18 protein-coding genes are annotated in these 17869 nt (G+C 38.3%); 4 read left to right on the top strand and 14 right to left on the bottom strand.

Translation table 11 applies throughout. The features are described 5' to 3' along the window. Positions 1–75: 75 nt before the first annotated feature. The 6 genes from DS737_RS06850 to DS737_RS06825 form a co-directional block, all read right to left on the bottom strand. Positions 76–1005: an LpxL/LpxP family acyltransferase gene (locus tag DS737_RS06850; RefSeq protein WP_075315449.1), complete on the bottom strand. Its 930-nt coding sequence runs from the start codon at positions 1003–1005 to the stop codon at positions 76–78. 79 nt (positions 1006–1084) lie between these two features. Continuing rightward, a complete protein-coding gene (locus DS737_RS06845; RefSeq protein ID WP_113997166.1) occupies positions 1085–1957 on the bottom strand; it encodes a class I SAM-dependent methyltransferase in 873 nt (290 codons plus the stop codon). 95 nt (positions 1958–2052) lie between these two features. Continuing rightward, positions 2053–3573, bottom strand: a complete 1521-nt coding sequence (locus tag DS737_RS06840; RefSeq protein ID WP_113997165.1) for a flavin-containing monooxygenase — start codon at positions 3571–3573, stop codon at positions 2053–2055. A gap of 93 nt (positions 3574–3666) precedes the next feature. Further along, a complete protein-coding gene (locus DS737_RS06835; RefSeq protein WP_004639500.1) occupies positions 3667–4491 on the bottom strand; it encodes an SDR family NAD(P)-dependent oxidoreductase in 825 nt (274 codons plus the stop codon). Between the two features lie 36 nt (positions 4492–4527). Next, the gene (locus tag DS737_RS06830) at positions 4528–5502 is read right to left on the bottom strand and encodes a metal-dependent hydrolase (protein ID WP_017395081.1); all 975 of its coding nucleotides are present in this window, start codon (positions 5500–5502) and stop codon (positions 4528–4530) included. A gap of 178 nt (positions 5503–5680) precedes the next feature. After that, positions 5681–6640: a metal-dependent hydrolase gene (locus DS737_RS06825; RefSeq protein ID WP_005090013.1), complete on the bottom strand. Its 960-nt coding sequence runs from the start codon at positions 6638–6640 to the stop codon at positions 5681–5683. A gap of 467 nt (positions 6641–7107) precedes the next feature. On the opposite strand from DS737_RS06825, the gene DS737_RS06820 reads away from it, so the two are divergent. The 4 genes from DS737_RS06820 (at position 7108) to DS737_RS06805 (ending at position 9603) form a co-directional block, all read left to right on the top strand. Next, positions 7108–7725, top strand: coding sequence for a TetR/AcrR family transcriptional regulator (locus DS737_RS06820; RefSeq protein WP_004639509.1), 618 nt, complete (start codon positions 7108–7110; stop codon positions 7723–7725). A gap of 78 nt (positions 7726–7803) precedes the next feature. Further along, entirely contained in the window at positions 7804–8376 is a 573-nt protein-coding gene (locus DS737_RS06815) for a nuclear transport factor 2 family protein (protein WP_113997164.1), read from the top strand. A gap of 20 nt (positions 8377–8396) precedes the next feature. Beyond that, entirely contained in the window at positions 8397–8897 is a 501-nt protein-coding gene (locus DS737_RS06810) for a chalcone isomerase family protein (protein ID WP_005082619.1), read from the top strand. Positions 8898–8907: 10 nt separating this feature from the next. Next, positions 8908–9603, top strand: a complete 696-nt coding sequence (locus DS737_RS06805) for a response regulator transcription factor (protein WP_017395079.1) — start codon at positions 8908–8910, stop codon at positions 9601–9603. On the opposite strand, the gene DS737_RS06800 is transcribed toward DS737_RS06805, so the two are convergent. The 8 genes from DS737_RS06800 to DS737_RS06765 form a co-directional block, all read right to left on the bottom strand. Continuing rightward, the gene (locus tag DS737_RS06800) at positions 9600–10928 is read right to left on the bottom strand and encodes a sensor histidine kinase (protein ID WP_113997163.1); all 1329 of its coding nucleotides are present in this window, start codon (positions 10926–10928) and stop codon (positions 9600–9602) included. The genes DS737_RS06805 and DS737_RS06800 overlap by 4 nt on opposite strands. Positions 10929–10950: 22 nt before the next feature. Beyond that, the gene (locus DS737_RS06795; RefSeq protein ID WP_005082615.1) at positions 10951–12012 is read right to left on the bottom strand and encodes an SAM-dependent methyltransferase; all 1062 of its coding nucleotides are present in this window, start codon (positions 12010–12012) and stop codon (positions 10951–10953) included. Positions 12013–12020: 8 nt separating this feature from the next. Further along, positions 12021–12797 carry a DUF1295 domain-containing protein gene (locus DS737_RS06790; protein ID WP_005082613.1) on the bottom strand — a complete coding sequence of 259 codons (777 nt, stop codon included), beginning with the start codon at positions 12795–12797 and terminating at the stop codon, positions 12021–12023. A 30-nt stretch (positions 12798–12827) separates the two neighbouring features. Continuing rightward, a complete protein-coding gene (locus DS737_RS06785; RefSeq protein ID WP_407641402.1) occupies positions 12828–14024 on the bottom strand; it encodes a class I SAM-dependent methyltransferase in 1197 nt (398 codons plus the stop codon). Continuing rightward, positions 14002–14817 carry a DUF1365 domain-containing protein gene (locus DS737_RS06780; RefSeq protein WP_005090006.1) on the bottom strand — a complete coding sequence of 272 codons (816 nt, stop codon included), beginning with the start codon at positions 14815–14817 and terminating at the stop codon, positions 14002–14004. The genes DS737_RS06785 and DS737_RS06780 overlap by 23 nt, the downstream gene beginning before the upstream one ends. Then, on the bottom strand, positions 14811–16106 hold the full coding sequence (locus DS737_RS06775; RefSeq protein WP_113997161.1) for an NAD(P)/FAD-dependent oxidoreductase: 1296 nt from the start codon (positions 16104–16106) through the stop codon (positions 14811–14813). The genes DS737_RS06780 and DS737_RS06775 overlap by 7 nt, the downstream gene beginning before the upstream one ends. Further along, positions 16103–17089 carry an acyl-CoA desaturase gene (locus tag DS737_RS06770; RefSeq protein ID WP_113997160.1) on the bottom strand — a complete coding sequence of 329 codons (987 nt, stop codon included), beginning with the start codon at positions 17087–17089 and terminating at the stop codon, positions 16103–16105. Before DS737_RS06770 ends, DS737_RS06775 begins: the two co-directional genes overlap by 4 nt. Positions 17090–17284: 195 nt before the next feature. Next, a complete protein-coding gene (locus DS737_RS06765) occupies positions 17285–17833 on the bottom strand; it encodes a lipocalin family protein (protein WP_113997159.1) in 549 nt (182 codons plus the stop codon). Positions 17834–17869: the final 36 nt, after the last annotated feature.

Raw genomic sequence — 17869 nt, 5'->3', positions numbered from 1 at the left:
TCAAAATCCAAAAAGTAATCCGTTTAATTATTACACTATAGTTTCGACCATGCCAATAAACTTAAGGGTGTTCAATTAATAAATTTTTGCTTGTCCTTCGATTCTTGTTTTAAATCTACGATGAAACCACATATATTGCGTTGGCTGCATTCTGATCTGATTTTCGATAATCAAATTCACTCGCGTCGCATCTTCAATCTCATCAAGACTTGGAAAATTTTCTAAAGGTGGTTCTAATAAAATATGATATTGCGGATTTGTTATATCACCTTCACGATAAAAGAATAAAGGAATAGCCAATGCTTTGGTAATTTTCATCAATCGTCGATGCGCTGTTAATGTCGCAGCCTGAACACCAAAAAATGGCGCCATAACCCCTTGCTTCAATCCAAAATCCTGATCAGGACTGTACCAAATGGCATGCCCATTTTTTAGACTGTGAATTAAGCCTTTCATATCATCTTTGCCTATTTGATTCTTATAAATCGTGGCTCGACATCTACGAATCAACATATCAAGTAGAGGATTGTTTTGTGGACGATAAACCACATCAAAATCAAAGAAACGACTACTTACAAAACCACCTGCATCTAAAAGTGTAGTATGTGTTCCTAACAATAGCACCCCTTGCTGTTGTGCGTTTTCAATATGTTGTAATCCATGGATATGAATTCGGTTTTTAAACCAACTTGGCTTATACCAAGCATTTAATGCCTCAAACAAACCAAGCATCATATTCAAGAAAACTTGTTGTGCATCCTTTTGTATTTCTAACTCACTTTTATTAGGGAAACAAACCTCTAGATTCCTAATTGTAGTTTTTCTGCGAGATTTCAAAGCTTTCCATGCAACTTTAGATAAAAGATCCGCTAAACGCCATTGGATTGCCCAAGGTAAAATTGCGAATACCATCAAAATCAGTAAAGCAATCCATATTCCCCAATACTTAGGCAGTAAAAAAGACCATTGAAATTTACTGGCCTCAAGTTGTTGTTCAGCGCTCATAGCGACAAGTTTCTTAAATAAAACTTACCAGCGTAGCATATCTAGTTTTTTTAATGTTTTTAATTGTGTTCTTCTCAATCTATTTTAAACACAAATGCAGCATATGCGTTGCTATGGTATGTCGAATATGGTCTGGACGCTGATGAAAATACCGCTGACTTAGACCATCACCTGATAAATCCTCTATGACCTGATAACCAAGTTTATTTACAGCGTGATGTAAGTCTTTCGGCCGAAACTGACCTTTTAATGGTTCTTTCAAAAACCGTGTAAATTGTGAAACGAACAAACTCCCGAAACGCTCAACACCATCCAACTCACGATAATCAATCGAATAATCTAAAACCACTTCACTGCCCTCGCTCGCGATTTGAGCAATACTGGATAAGGTATGTAATGTCGTTTGTGGTTCGAGATAATGGGTTGTGCCTAACCAAGAGAAAAATGCTTTTTGATCTTGTTGAAAGGAACTTCTTGCCAAAGCATCTGCAATCGACTCTTTTTCAAAATCAATTGATACAAACTCAACATTAGCTGGAATGTCACCAAATTCTTTGAGTTTCAACTGTTTTGCCGCTTGGGTATCAGGATGATCAACTTCAAAAATTTTTAAATTAGGATAGCGCTGTGCTTGTCTCAACGTGAACGAATCTAAACCTGCACCCACCAAGACATATTGCTGAGTTCCTTGCTGAATCGCTTGCTGCAATAAGTCTTCTGCATAACGCGAACGACCAACAACTTGCCCTGTCAGTAAACCTAACGTTCGGTTAAATACAGTAGAATTCATCACTTTAACGGTCAGTGGAGTTTTTAATAATTTTTGCCAACCTTTACTGGTTAGCTCAAATGCAAATGGATCAGAAAAAACAGGATTTTCGGCATTTTGGAAATGATTTGCACGTAATGCTGCAGCCGCTTCAGCCGTTCGGCTTGATTGTCCATCTTTCATCTTTATTTCCTAATTTATTTCTACCTTGCAAAAAATAAGCAGCAAACTCCACCCTAAGATAAAATTTACTGCCCTTATATCACTCGACTAAAAAATTAGTTGGTCTTTTCAGTTTGATACGTCACTTGATAATCGTTTAAATCCATCTGTTTTAAACGTTGTTTTAACTTCTTCAATGACCAAGGCCAAGCAGCAAAGTTTCGACCATTTGCATCTAAATAGTAGCTCTTACATCCACCAGCATTGAAAACAGTTGTTTTAAGATGCTTTTGTACTAACTCATTGTGCTTTTTAATCACTTCAGGTTTGATGTTTAACTTGGCAATACCTTGATCTCTAATTTTCAATAAACCATCAACGATATAATCAAGTTGAGCTTCTGCTAGACCAATAAAAGAGTCATATACCAGAACGTTCGGCCCCAAAACTAAGAAAGCATTTGGTACGTTTTCAATGCTTGTACCTAAATACGCTTCTGGAGAGCTACTTTTCCAAAGGTCATTTAAAATCTCACCTTTTTCATTCGCAACACGCTTACCAATCGGTGGATGAGAGACTTCAAAACCTGTACCCCAAATGATCACATCCACTTCATGACGCTCACCATTTGCAGCAACAACAGTATTGCCTTCAACTTTAACTAAACCATGAGGGATGAGTTTAGTATTTGGTTGCTGTAAAGCTGGATAATAATTGTTAGCGAACAACAAACGCTTACATCCGATAGTAAAGTTTGGCGTCACGTTTTTACGCAATTCTGGATCTTCAACTTGGAAGCGTAAAATCAGTTTAGCTAACTCACCGACTGGCTTTAACACTGCAGGATTACGTAAACCAAAGTTAATCGCATTCAATGATTGAGCAACCGCTTGACGCCAAGTTTTTTGGATCAATGGATATTTTTCGATTAACTTTTTACTTACATCGCCTAAATCCGTATCAGGTTTTGGGACAACCCACGGCGCGGTACGCTGGAATACATACAATTCTTTAGCTTTAGGTTGAATTTGTGGCACAAACTGAATAGCTGATGCGCCCGTTCCAATGACCGCAATACGTTTACCAGTCAAATCATAATCATGATTCCATCTTGCTGAATGGAACATTTCGCCTGTAAAAGTCTCTAAACCATCTAATTTTGGAATTTGAGCTTCGGTAATTGGGCCAGTTGCGAAGATCGCTGAGCGTGACAAGAACTGCCCTTTATTAGTATCCATCACCCATAAATTACGCTCATTATCCCATTTTGCACTGAGTAACTCTGTACCAAATTCAATTTTTGAACTTACACCAAAATTTTCACTCACTTCTTCAAGGTAGTTTAAAATTTCAGGTTGACGAGCAAATAAGTGACTCCATTTTGCACTTGGTGCAAATGAATATGAATACAAAGCTGACGGTACGTCACAACCACAACCTGGATAAGTGTTTTCACGCCAAGTACCACCAACGCGTGTCGCCTTTTCAATGATCTTGTAATTGCTATAACCAACTTGATCAAGACGAATTGCTGTCGCAATACCTGAAATCCCTGCACCTACGATAAATGTATCGTAAATATGCTGTGGGAGCGCTTTTTTGTCAGCAGAATTTAATTTTTTTGCTTGAGCTGTCATTCAAAATATCCTTTCTTTCATTTAACTGAAATACGCATTCATCCATCTAAAGAAAGCTTATTTCAGTAATTAAAATCTTTTCCTAAACAGGTTTTATTTCATTAATCGGTATGAAGTACCCAAGAATTTTGCATATAAATTCGGAGCAGTACGTTTCATTAACCAGAATAGTTTTGCGTCAATTTGAGGGATTGTATAAAGCTGATCTTTATCCAAACGGTCTAATGTCAGCTTGGCAACTTTGTCACTGGTCGTGAAGGCCAAGTTTGTCAGTGCATAGTCCAAGATACCCTTGTGCGGTACTTTTCCGTTTTTGATGATATTGGTTGGCACCAATGTTGGACATAACACATTGACTTTGATGTTATGTTTTCTCAATTCAGCTGAAAGCGTTTCAGACAAAGCACGTACACCAGCTTTAGTCACGTTATACGCTGTCATTTCAGGAGCCGCAGTATAAGACGCTGCCGAAGCAACATTGATAATTGCACCACGACCAAGTTGTTTAAACTTTGGTACGAAATAGTGACAACCATGAATCACGCCCCATAAATTAATATCTGAAACCCACTTCCAATCTTCCAGAGAGGTTTCATCAAACTTACCACCCAACCCAACACCTGCATTGTTGATCACAAGTGTTGTTGGGTGTTGCATCAATTGTTCTGCTTGGTCAGCAAGCTTTTCAACTTGTTTAGCATTTCCAACATCGCACTTTACTGCAAAAGCTTTTGAACCCAATTGCTCGATTAAGGCAACCGTTTCTTTTGCTGCTTCCAAGTTAATATCGGAGCAAACCACAGTCCCGCCACGCTTTGCCAGTTCAAGTGCAAAACTACGACCAATCCCACTGCCCGCACCAGTTACCACTGCATATGCGTTTTGGCTTGGTTTGGCTTTCTTTCCAAATAATTTCATATTTGTATTCCAAATTATTGTTTCAGCTTGACCAAGTTATGCAGATGCTGCACGAACAGGTGGTACAAATTCTTTTAAGAAATAAGGTGATAACAAACCTGTTTCTGGATTTAATAAACGCTCTTTGTAATATTCCATGTACTTGGTCGTATCATGGTCGTTTGGGTGGAAGCTTGGACGTAAATATTCCAAGATATGCATAAAGCTACTACCAAATACGCCTCGTTCACTACCAAATAACAATGCGGTACTTTCTAATACATCTTTCATATAGCGTGGATTGATTAAATTACTTGGCTTACGAATAAATGGCATCAAGTAACCACCTAAAGAAACACCACCTAAAATGGTTAAACTTGCAAGTAAGAATCCAGTAATACGAACCCAGTAATCGCCTGATAACTCTAGAAACACATCATAAGCAATATCTTTATGCTCTGATTCTTCGAGCATGTGCCACATCCACATCGCACGTTGTCTTTCATCTTGCGAACCAAGCAAATATTCTTCATGCTGCATCATAAATTCAGCGAGTACAGCGGTGTAATGCTCAATACCTGCCATCAAAGATAGCTGCATAGAGTGCGGTAGTTTATAAATTCCGTACTCAAACACTTTATCAGCAATCGCACGGAGTAATTCGACTGGATAACCATTCTCTTTGAGAACTTCATCATTGAATTGATTATGAATTTTTGAGTGAATTGCTTCTTGACCAATTAATGAAGTCAATCTTTGTTTCAAAATCGGATCATTAATAAATTCACGATGGTGACGAGCTGTCTCAATGACCACATCCTCACCAAAGGTTAAGAAAATCGATAAAGCGTGAAAATAAGAAGTCGCCAACTCTTTATTTAAGAAGAACTTCTGATCCAACTCGGCTGGATTAAATTTGAAATCAAAATGACGAATAGGAATTGGAGCCTTGTTCGCTAAATTTTGGACAATGCCTTGATATTTAGTACTAAGTTTGTCTGAAAATACATTTCGAATAACTTGAGCGACCATAACTGATCCCCTCATATAAAGAGTAAAAAATCAAAAACACCTTGAAGATCTTGACAGCATAGTGGACGAATAAAATATGACTAGAACCAAACTGCTCATATAACAATGAGCTATTCTGCCAACTAAACTCATAAAATCCGTCCTGCACTACTTACTGCAACTCAGTTCAAACTCTAAATTAAGCAGCTTGAATCTTCGGTGTAAATTCCTTCACAAAGAACGGATGTAAGGCACCGCCTTCTGACAACAATTTCTTCTCGTAGTATTCAAAATAATGTGAGGCATCATGGTCATTTGGGTGGAAGTCACGACGCAGATAATCAAAGATTCGACCTTGTGTGCTACCAAATACGCCATCTTTTGGACTAAAGATCAGTTTCACGCCACGTCGAGCATCTTTCCAAAATTTCGCAGTTAACATTTCTTGAGGTTTACGCAGAACTGGAACCAATGTTGCAGAGAATGGAATCAACCCAAGAATCGTGAAATAAGCAAGGAAGAATCCTGTAACACGTAACGCATAATTACCATTCAATGTTTGATAAACATCATAAGCAACATCCTTATGTTCAGACTCTTCAAGCATGTGCCACATCCACAAAGCACGTGTCTTGGCATCATCCGAGAAATAGAAATTCTGCTCATGTGCCATCATGTATTCAGCTAGAACAGCCGTGAAATGCTCGATTCCAGCCATTAGAGAAAGTTTTAATGGTTGTGGGAATTTCAAGAAAATATAATCAAAGAACTTTTCACCCAGGAAGCGGTATAAACGTACTGGATAATCTAGTTCAACAATTGCATCATTAAATTCATTGTGTAATTTCGAATGAATTGCTTCTTGACCAATCAAAGAGGTTACACGTTGTTTTAAAATAGGATCTTTGAGCAAATCACGGTGATGACGTGCTGTTTCAATCACTAAGTCTTCACCATAAGTCAAGAAAACAGAAAGCGTTGCAAAGAAAATCGTTGCAAACTGGTTATTCATATAGAATGATAAATCAATCTGTTTACCTTCAAATCCGATTGCCAAGTGTCGAATGGGTATGCTTTTTTTACTCGCAAAATCGATTTGCTCAGTTATTGGGTTGGATTTAAATAAACTCAAACCTTTGTTCAATGTGCTGCTAATCATGGCTACACCTACCTACTTCACTTGAGCGTCATTTGCCCTTTTGCATTCTTTGGATTAGGCTCATCTCATTTCGTTATACTCATTCATCATTAAGTAACGAAAAAAGATTCGGGAGATTTTATTGAACCTAGTTCCCTACTAGAACCAATGTAAACCGATCTTATGTTCGGATTCAATTCGGGTAAAATCGTTTGGTTTTTGATCTTAAATCACTTACTTATAAAGTTTAAAAACATCAAAAATCCAAAACACCAAATTAGAATAAACTGTTTAATAACAACACCTTAAAATAATTTTAATTTTTATAAGATTTCAATAAATTCAAATAGTCTATTTTATATTACAGATATAAAACATAAATTTTAAAAACTGTAATTTTATCTGTTCGGATTATTTTAATCAGTCTTTAACTTCAGATCGCAGCATGCTAATCTGACAATATGTTCGGATTTTAATAATAATGCATTATGGTTACTCGCAAACCCCGTCAATCTCGCTCAAAAGTTACTGTAGATACGATTATTGAGGCAGGATTTATCGCTGTTGCAACCAATGGTACAAGTGGCACAACCACACGTCATATTGCTGATATAGCAGGAGTAAGTGTCGGTTCTTTATATGAGTATTTTAAAAATAAAGAAGAAATTTACGATGCCATGGCCAAAACTTTTGTCAAAGAAGTTCTCGACATGGTGAAAGAGCTCACCCCTATTATTGTTGAAATGGAGTTAGAGCCTTTATTTGAAATGATTTTCTATACATTTCGTGATCTGCTTACTCGTGACAATGATCGTTATTTGATATGTCTGCGATATGCAACCGAGCTCAAATATGAGCGTTATATTGGTCAGATCGAAATGGCACTCATGGAAGTGCTGATGAAATACATGATGCGCCATCCAAAATATTTAAAAGTAAATAATTTGAGCGTCACAGCCTATATCAGTATTAATAGCAGTATCTTTAATGTGGCACGCCACTTGATTTTACCAAATCCACAAATTACTTTTGATGAAATGATCAAAGGCCTAAGCACGATGATTATTAGCTATATTGAAGCTGAATTGGCCAAAGCAGAAGCCTAAAAAACATAGTATTCATCATTCACAACATTTTCACGTAACCAACTATAAGCTGGATACAATGAATATAGGAGAATGATGATGTCTACCATTATAAAGCTTTCGATTGCTGCACTCAGCATCATTTCTTTGTCTGCCTGCAAAAGTATCCCTAGCTATACTCCTGATTATAGTCAAGCTCGTCAGCAAATCTCAGGGATTAATTTGAATGATCAACAAGCGTTGGAAGTAGGTCAACGATTTGTTGCAGCTTTCAATACGCTTGGTACCCCACAGTTTGTTGACACAGCTGGTCAACTCTATGCTGAGCAATTATTTATAAATGACACACTGGCTCAGTTTTCATCTAAGCAAGACTTAATAAAGCACTTCAATGGAATGAATCAACGCGTTAGTAATGTCTCGGTTAAGTTATTAAATACTACTTATCAACAAGACTCTGCATACGTGCACTGGCATATGACATACGACTTCAAATTTTTAGGTCGTAACAAAACCATGTCATCTTATGGAATCAGTGAAATTAAAATAAATCCGGCAAAACAAATTGTCTTCCAACAAGATTATTGGGATCCTGCCAATGGTTTGTATCGCTCACTTCCATACGTCAGTGGGGTCTACGCTTGGTTAACCCCGTTTAAGAAAGTTACCTAACAGAATCTTAAGGAGTTGATATGCTGATCTTAAAAAGACATTTGGCACTATTGTCATTTGGGGTGTTTACACTGGTAACAACAACAATAAGTCATGCCTCTTTACAATCATGTGGTTCAGCACCTTTAATTGTGACCAAAAAAAATGTGGGAACTGTGAGTTACCTCGCCGAAGATTGTAGTAAAAATTGGCAAGATCAAAGTATTCGCCTAGATTTCAACTACACTCACGACATTCCTGAATGGGCCTTTAAGCGAGCAGCACAACACTTCCTCAAAAAGAATGTTGATCGTTATAGTTCAGATTCTCCACTCAATCGCATTACCCAACTTTATCGGCCTGTACGGAAAGGTGATCTTTATCGTCTTGAATACACCGCCTCCTCAAAAACACTTGCACTAAGTCTAAACCAAAGAGTTTTAGGCTCAATTCAGGATGCACAAGCCAACCAATATTTTAAAATTTGGTTTGGGCAATCTCCATTTAGTGCTAAATTAAAACAACAACTTTTAAATGAATAAATCAAATACAATGCCGAATACAAGTTATTTCATCTTGATGGTTGAAGATCATTACGAGCTGGCTTCAACTGTCTGTGAATTTTTAGAAGACCACGGTTTCGTTATTGATCACGCACGTAATCTAGATGCTGCTCGCCAATTCCTTAAACAACAGCCCTATCACCTATTATTGTTAGATATCAACTTACCTGATGGGTCTGGCTATGAACTATGCGAGTGGTTAAGAACAGAACGTGGTTTGGATATTCCGGTACTTATGCTAACAGCACGTGATACCTTGGATGATAAACTCAAAGGTTTTGCCTCTGGAACAGATGATTATTTAGTTAAACCTTTTGATTTTAATGAATTAGTCGTACGCATACGAGCCTTAATCAAACGTGCAATGGGTGAAGTGTCCAATAGTAAACTTCAAATACATGATCTTGTCCTTGATAGTGCCACTCAACAAATTACTCGTGCTGGTAAAATCATCGATTTACCCCCTATTCAGTTTAAATTATTAAAAATCCTGATGCGAAACTCACCTAAAGTGATTAGCAAACAAGAAATTGTCATGGAACTTTGGGGAGATGAAGAACCTGAAAGTGATGCCTTAAGAAGCCATATTTATAACTTACGTAAAATGGTTGATAAACCCTTTGAGCAAAAACTCATTCATACGGTATCTGGGGTCGGTCTTAAAGTTGCTGTTGCTTCTGATTAGTTTAAATACACCACGACAATCAACCCTGTAGTTAAAGCCAAGTCCAGTTGTGGATGAGTCAAGAGATAAAATTGACGATCGTATAACTCTACTCGCCAACCCAATTGTTTGCATAACTTCTGTACAAGCTGCAATCCGATGCCGTGTCCTTTGGCTTTTAGTTGCAATTGTCGATCCGAGAGTTGTTGTACTTTTAAATCATCCGGCAATTTGATTCCAATGCCATTATCTGCAATCAAAATACTCTTCTTCTGCTGAATGATATGAATATCTGAACCTTCAGAATAGTTAAGTGCATTACGCAATATATTACTGAGTACCATTTTAGTCATCGAAGGATATAACCATCGTAACTGCTCAGCATGTTCTTGGATTACATGGATTTGCATTCCTTTGGAATGACTAACAGGCTCCAAATCAAATACCAAATCTTGCACGATTTCTGAGAGTTTAGCTTGCTCTATCGTCAAGGTATTCGTCGTATTTCTTGCTATCGCTAATAGGGTATCAACTAAAAGCTGCATATCCTCAATGGTATTTTGCAGACGAGTAAGCGCTTTATCTTGTCCATATCGTGCCTGACACAGTTGCACGTTACCTTTTAAAATCGTAAGCGGGGTACGCAGCTCATGACTAACATCTCCAGTAAACTCACGCTCTCGCTGGATAAACTCACTCAAAACCACATGATATTTTTCCAAAGCTTGCTTTAAATACTGTGCCTCCATATTGCCATTTGTTGAAATATCTTGAAATGGTGAAGCCTCTTTACTCTGATGCTCCCAATCTATTTGCTCAAGTGCATTTGCCAAACGAGTAATCGGTGAAAAATAGCGACGTGCACGACGATTCGACCACCATAAAAAACTATAAAGAATAAATAAGCTAAACATAAGTGGCGCAAGACCAAATAGCCACACTAGTTTATTCACATTACTTTCGCCAAAGACTAATAACACATGTTGACCATTACGTTCACCATAAACAGTCATGCGTTCTTTACCATCAATGAAGATACGATGCACACCAGATTGGAGCGACATTTGTCTAAATGGTTGCGGTGGAATATCAGTCATCCAGCGATAACCATACAGATTTTTGGTGTCAGGTAAATCTGCATTCGGATTACGCTCTATACGCATCCAATAATGTTCCATTTCCTGCTCTAGAGCTGTTTTGAGCAGCGATCCTTTAATTACCCATGCACTGCATGAAATCCCGATCACAATTGATAGCGCAATTAAACCAATCTGCAACCAATAATGGCGGCTGAATATCTCGCCTAAAGCGTGCGATTTCTTGGTTGCAGTGGTTTTTATTATCATATCAACTCGATTATTTAAGGGATTAGGATGTTTTTAATCGCTTATTATTTTTAAATAAAAAGTGACCAATCACCCATTCCTGTCCTTGTTCAAAACCGAATAGCTCAGCGCAAGCCATAAAGAATATACGCCAACGTTGCCACCAAGCGGCTGCATCTTGTCCATAAACACGTTCAAAGATTGGTTTTAAATATTGCTGTTGTCGATCCATATTTTCTAGCCATGCATTTGCGGTCTTTTCATAATGACTACCCGCCCATTGCCATTGCTGAGATAATTCTAAATGTTGTTGGAAATGTAAAAATGTTGATGTCGCTGGCATTAAACCACCAGTAAAAAAGTATTTTGACATCCAATCATATTCACTTTTTATCTCAAAAGGATAATGCATAAAACGATGACAGAAAATATGACACCACAATAAACCGTCTGCTTTTAACCATCTGTGGATTTTTTCAAACAATTTTTCATAGTTTCGAACATGTTCAAACATTTCCACTGAAACCACTCGGTCGAAACGATCTGAATCCAATTCAAGTACATTCACATCACAAGTAAGCACTTCTATATTATTCAATTTTCTAGTCGATGCTTGCGATAAAATATGTTCACGTTGTGTTGCAGAGTTTGAGACAGCAGTAATTTTGGCATTTGGATAACGCTCTGCCATCCATAAGGTGAGTGAACCCCAACCACAGCCTAACTCTAGAATATCTTGTCCATCATGTAATTGTGCACGCTCACAATATAGCTGCAATGCAAATTCTTCCGCATCATTTAAACTGGTTTTCTCATGCGGGAAATAACACGCGCTGTATTTTAAACGTTTGCCAAGTACAGCCTGGAAAAAAGCTGTCGGCAATTCATAATGCTGTTCATTGGCAATGTCTGTAGCAATTGCAATATCGCTTTGCTTCAGCATAGCCAACACATCCATATATCGTTGTGCTGACTGTTCAGGATCATAACGCCCTTCCTGAATTAAGCGTTTTTTACTGAGTGCACGAATTGCCGCGCGAATAGCTTGATCAGGGACAATCCCCGTTTCTACCAATTTTAAAGATTGTTGAATAATAAAGTCCATGTGCGCACCTACTTTTTGGGTTTCCACGGAATAAATATAGAAGTCCGTTGTTGATAGTCGAGATAATTCTGCCCTCTATTTCTCAGGGCTTGTTGTTCACTGAAAGGTATACCCGTGATGTAATATAAAAATAACCACATCAATACAGGGTAAATCCACAGCAAATATTGTCCTGCCGCCAAACCAATGATTGGATAAGCAAACCAATGTAACCATTCAAAAAAATAATTAGGATGACGTGAGTAACGCCATAAACCCTGATCCATTGTTTTGGCATGATTGTTAGGATTCTGCTTGAATCGATACAGTTGTTGATCTGCAATCACTTCACCACAAAATGCGATTAACATCACAGCCCCAGCAATCCATAAAGACAAACTGGTCAAATCATTCCATTGAGCTGCAGGGGTATTGAGTAAAATCATCATGGGTAATGAGAATAAAATCGCCAAACCCGCTTGAAACATAAAAAATGCAAAAAAGCCCAAATGCTGATATTTGCCCATCGCACGACGCATATTGGCATAACGACGATCTTCAACTTGCTCATCGAGATAACGTCGCAATAAATGTCCAGCTAGACGCAAAAACCAAATCGAACTCAGGATTCCAAGAAAGTATCGAACCGAAAGCGGTGCTTGATCTTGAATGAACGCAGTTAATCCAATGTTGAGCGCGATACAGAAACTCCACGCCGCATCAACAATTCCAGCACGGGAGTTCAAACTTGCCCATAACCAGCAGCAAATCATGATCGAGACATTGATCAGAAGTAGTGTCAACATGGATTTACCTCAGGCATTCAACAAAATGACCTAATATGGGTTTGCTTGAAAGAGCATATGTACATCACTGATCACGCCCTCTTTGAATCCACCTTCGCAGTAACAAAGATAGAAATCCCACATCCGTATAAAATTATCATCAAACCCTAAAGCTAAGACTTGCTCACGGGCTGCTAAAAAGCGTTCACGCCAATGATGAATCGTTATAGCGTAACTTTGTCCAATATCCTCAAGATGCTTCAGTGTCAGTTTTTGTTCGGAAGCCGTCTGGGTCAACACACTGATGCAAGGAATAAAACTACCTGGGAAAATATATCGCTTAATATAGTCCACTGTAGTTAAGGCTTTTAAATATCGAGCATCTTCGATAGTAATGGCTTGAATCAAAGCCAAGCCATTTGGCTTTAATAATTGACGGCATTGTTGAAAGTAGGTAGATAAATAGGCCTCACCAACAGCTTCAACCATCTCGATCGAAACTAACTTATCGTACTTTCCTTCAAGTAAACGATAATCTTTAAGTTGGATATCCACACGATGAGATAGCCCTGCAGACTCGATACGTTGCTTTGCTTCTTGATATTGAGCTTCAGAAATCGTAATCGTTGTGACTTTACAACCATAGTTTTGTGCCGCATATATGGCAAAGCCACCCCAGCCACTACCAATCTCAACTAAATGGTCCATGGGTTGTAATTTCAGCTTTTGGCAGATCAATTCCTTTTTATAATCAGATGCTTGCTCCAAGCTCATCTGTTCATTTTGAAATACTGCACTCGAGTACATCATTGATTCATCTAAGAATAATTTAAAAAAATCATTACTAAGATCATAATGCTCTGCAATATTTTTACGGCTTCCAGAAATTGAATTATGACGCGTTTTATACCAAGCTTTCAGTAAAAACTGGCTGGCTTGAGAGATCACATTTTGATTGATTTGATCAAGCAAATGACGATTTCGAGACAGAAGCTGTATCAAACCAACTAAATCTTCACAATGCCAATAGCCACGAATATAGCCTTCAGCAGCGCCGAGTACACCGTTCTTTAAAATGAGATCGAATAATTGTTTGTCGTGAACGTCAACCTCAACATGTAAATCAGCCTGCTCACCCACGGTACCATTCCATAAACCACGAAATGTAATTTGACCATGGCGCAGCTTAAATAAGCTTTTGAGTACCCAAGGGAGCGAATTTTGTTCACCGAAAATGAGAGTTTTCATAATGTTCTTTTCTATCCTTCTCTTTATTTGGGTGTCGATAAAATGGAACTTTTTTCTTCCATAAACGAAACGCTTGTAGATAAATTTGCGCTAACATTTTGAAAGGTTCAAAGACATGATAAATAGCATATCGACGTAGTTGTGAAGGCTGCGTGATGTCCGATAGCGTAAAGCGCATATTTGCATCAAATATCTTTTGTTCTTGTTGATAAAGCTGCATATAGATCACGTGTTGCTGCATTGAAAAATGAAATCGCCAGCGATAATCAAGCTGCATCGGCATGAAAGGTGAAACATGGAAAGATTTTTCAAAGTCAAATTGATAACCTTGAAAATCTGCACGCTGTTGAGCCTGTAACCGACAATCATGCACGTACACCTTACGCTCATTCCAAGGGGTATTGGTAATCTCACTTAAAATGAATAAAGGCTGCTGCTGTGCATCGAAAATGAAATAGAACACAACAGAGTTAAAACGAAATCCTAAACTTCTTGGCAATGCCAGTATTCGGATATTCGTGTGACTAGGTAATATGCTATCAGTCTGCTGTAGAATGATTCGCTTAATCTTTTCTCGGATTGAACCTGATTGTTCTGTCAGAAAATCTTCAGGATATAGATTTAACAAACTCCAATGGCGTTCTGAGCATAATTTTGATTGACTGAGTAAATCAGAGAGTTGCTCTGGATCAAACCAAAGATATTTGAGATCAGTTGAGAACTCATGTGACTTAGGTTGAAAACGCCGATGCCGTATCTGAGCAGAAGCGATGGCAAATGAACTGTCTAGCATAGCTCAACCCCCTGCTGTTCGGCGACTGAAGATACCCGTTCAATCTGAGCCACAACACGTGCAGCACTGCTTGCTCCATCCTCATGAAAACCCCATCCCCAATACGCACCGCAAAAGGAGCTACGATGTTGTCCATTGATTTCGCGCCAACGTTTTTGTGCGTCAATCGCTTCGGCATTAAATACGGGATGTCGATAATGTCGTTCAACTAAAATTTTATCCGCAGCAATGTTCAAATTTGGATTCAGTGTTGCAAAAATTTGAGTTTTACAGGATAGGTTTTGCAACTTATTCATCCAATAACTAAAACCGTAATGCAAATGTTGCGACGAAATAGTATTTTGATTTTTCGTTACATGAACATGCCAGCTCGCCCACTGAGATCGACGCTTCGGCATGATGGACTGATCGTGATGAACCACCATATGGTTATCTTGATAACCAAACTGCCCTAACACATTTTGCTCCAACTGCGTCGCATCAGTTAATAGCGCTAAAGTATCATCTGCATGGCTAGCAAAAATCACCCAATCATACTGTTCTACACCATGCTGGGTTCTCACACTAACTTGATCTGAGTGACGTGTCACAGCACTAACTGCCATAGCTCGCCATTGGATATTTGCACACGATTTTCGGATCGCCTCTATATAGGAAGCTGAACCACCTTGCACCGTTTGCCATTGCGGTCTTTGCTTGAGCTGTAACATACGATGATGCTGAAAAAAACTTACGACAAATTTATAAGGAATTTTTCCAACTTGATCGACTGGACTAGACCATAATGCGCCACACATTGGATACAAGTGTTCATGTCTAAAAGCGTCTGAATATGCGTGTCGATTTAAATACTGATCAAGCGTTAATTGCGAATCACAATCTGCAACAACCATGTCTTTATTGTTGTCATAAAAACGGATTAAATCTGCCAACATGTGTAGAAAATCTTTTTTAAAAAAATTCTGTGGCTTGGCAAATAATGACCATTTTTTTGACGGGTTGTACTGTAAGCCAGTTACGAGGTTGTTCACCGAAAAACTCATATCACTACTTTGCGACTCGACCCCTAACTCAGCAAGCATCTCACTAAACAAAGGATAGTTGTATTCATTGAATACGATAAAACCACTATCTACAGCAAGTGACTGCCCTTCGATGCAAAAACGATGCGTGTCCGTATGGCCACCAAAATAATCATTCTTTTCAAATATAGTGACCTGATGGCGCGATGAAAGTTTCCATGCGGCATAGAGTCCAGAAATTCCAGATCCAATAATTGCGATTTTCATGAAGACTCCCCTTGTCCAACTTTCTGTTTATTGATATTTATTTGCTGAGAGTAGGATTTTTTTGCCTCATATACCCGCTGAGGAACAGGTTTCATCCCCCAAACCAACCCTAAATAACTCATCATTTTTAATAAATAATAAGTAATGTCTATTTGCCACCAGTAAAAACCTTGACGTACGCTGCCTGCATAAAAATGATGATTGTTATGCCAGCCCTCACCTAAGGTGATAATTGATAAAATAAAATTATTCCGACTATTATCTGAAGTTTCAAAATCACGGCGACCATATAAATGAGCCATCGAGTTAATGCATAAAGTCGCGTGAATCAATAACACTGTAGAAATCACAAATCCCCATACCAAAAGCTGTAACCCAGATGTTGCCAAATGCGGATATGCAGCAGCCAACCATTCTCCCAGACCATAAATGGAAGCGGCTGTGAGCAAAACAACAGGTAAACTAAAACGATCTAGCCAAACAAGTTCTGGATATTTAAGCCAATCTCTCACGACTTCTTTGCGGATCGCAAAATTCTGATCATTGAGAAACCATCCAATATGGCTGTACCAAAATCCATGTGTCGAAGAATGGGGGTCTTGTGCTGTATCCGTATAACGATGGTGGTAGCGATGGTGAGCTGCCCACCACAAAGGACCGCGCTGAGCACTCATTGTTCCGATTAGGATAAAGATAAACTGAACTATACGAGAAGTCTGAAAGGTCTTATGGGATAAGTAACGATGAAAGAAAGCTGTGATTGCAAACATGCGAATCAGATAAAAGAACAACATAAAAACAACAGCAAACCAAGACACACCAACCCAAAACACCGCCAAGCAAGCGACGTGCAGCAGAATGAACGGTAAAATTCTAAACCATTGGATGTTACTGTCTTTAACTGTATTTGTAGAATCAACGTTTGTACTTAAACTGGCAGTCGATGACCAACTATCGATCCATTGCAGAAAAAATTTAAGCATTTTGGCATCCTAGTTCGGATCATAAATATTCTTTTTATGATGTTAATAATATTGATATGAATTTTACGTGAAGCCATTTCACTAGATGCTGCATCAGACTCAATTCTACATTCATTTTATTTCATATTTTTAGCAAGTTATGAAGCACTTATACCTCATAACTCTGCTTAATAAAATGATTTAATTAATTGAAAGTTATGGTGTCTTGTGCGATGTTTTGACCAAATGTTCTACATCGTAGCCATACTGACGTGCTGTTTCGACATAATCATTATAAATCTGCTCATTCAGCTTTGGTGTTCTAGACAAAATCCAAAGATATTTCTGGCTCGGCCCACCCACCAATGCCACTTGGTAATCTGGATCAACTCGTAACACCCAATAATCCCCCTTAGTGAAGGGTACCCAGCGTAAACCTTTTGGTAGAAAACTTACCTTTAATTTACTTTTGCCTTCATTTTGGGGGTAAGCGACACCCTCAGCCTGATCGATTTGATTTTGTTTATTGCGACAACGATTAACCACCTTAACTGTATTGTCAGAATTGAGTTGATACTCGGCAGTCGTATCCCCTACGCAATTACGTTGAAAAAACATAGGCAGATGAGCAATTTCATACCATTTTCCGGCATATTGTTGAATATCAATACGTTCAACAGCTTCATTTTTCAGTGTTTGTGATTGAGCAAATGCGAAACTTGAAAACAGGGCTAAACAACTACTAAAAAATAATTTTTGATACATAAGACCTATCCATTTGCTTTGAATAGCAATAAGCCT

It is taken from the genome of Acinetobacter haemolyticus (assembly GCF_003323815.1).
Lineage (GTDB): Bacteria > Pseudomonadota > Gammaproteobacteria > Pseudomonadales > Moraxellaceae > Acinetobacter > Acinetobacter haemolyticus.
The sequence above is the reverse complement of the archived record's forward strand: the minus strand, read 5'-3'. Positions and strand labels throughout refer to the sequence as shown.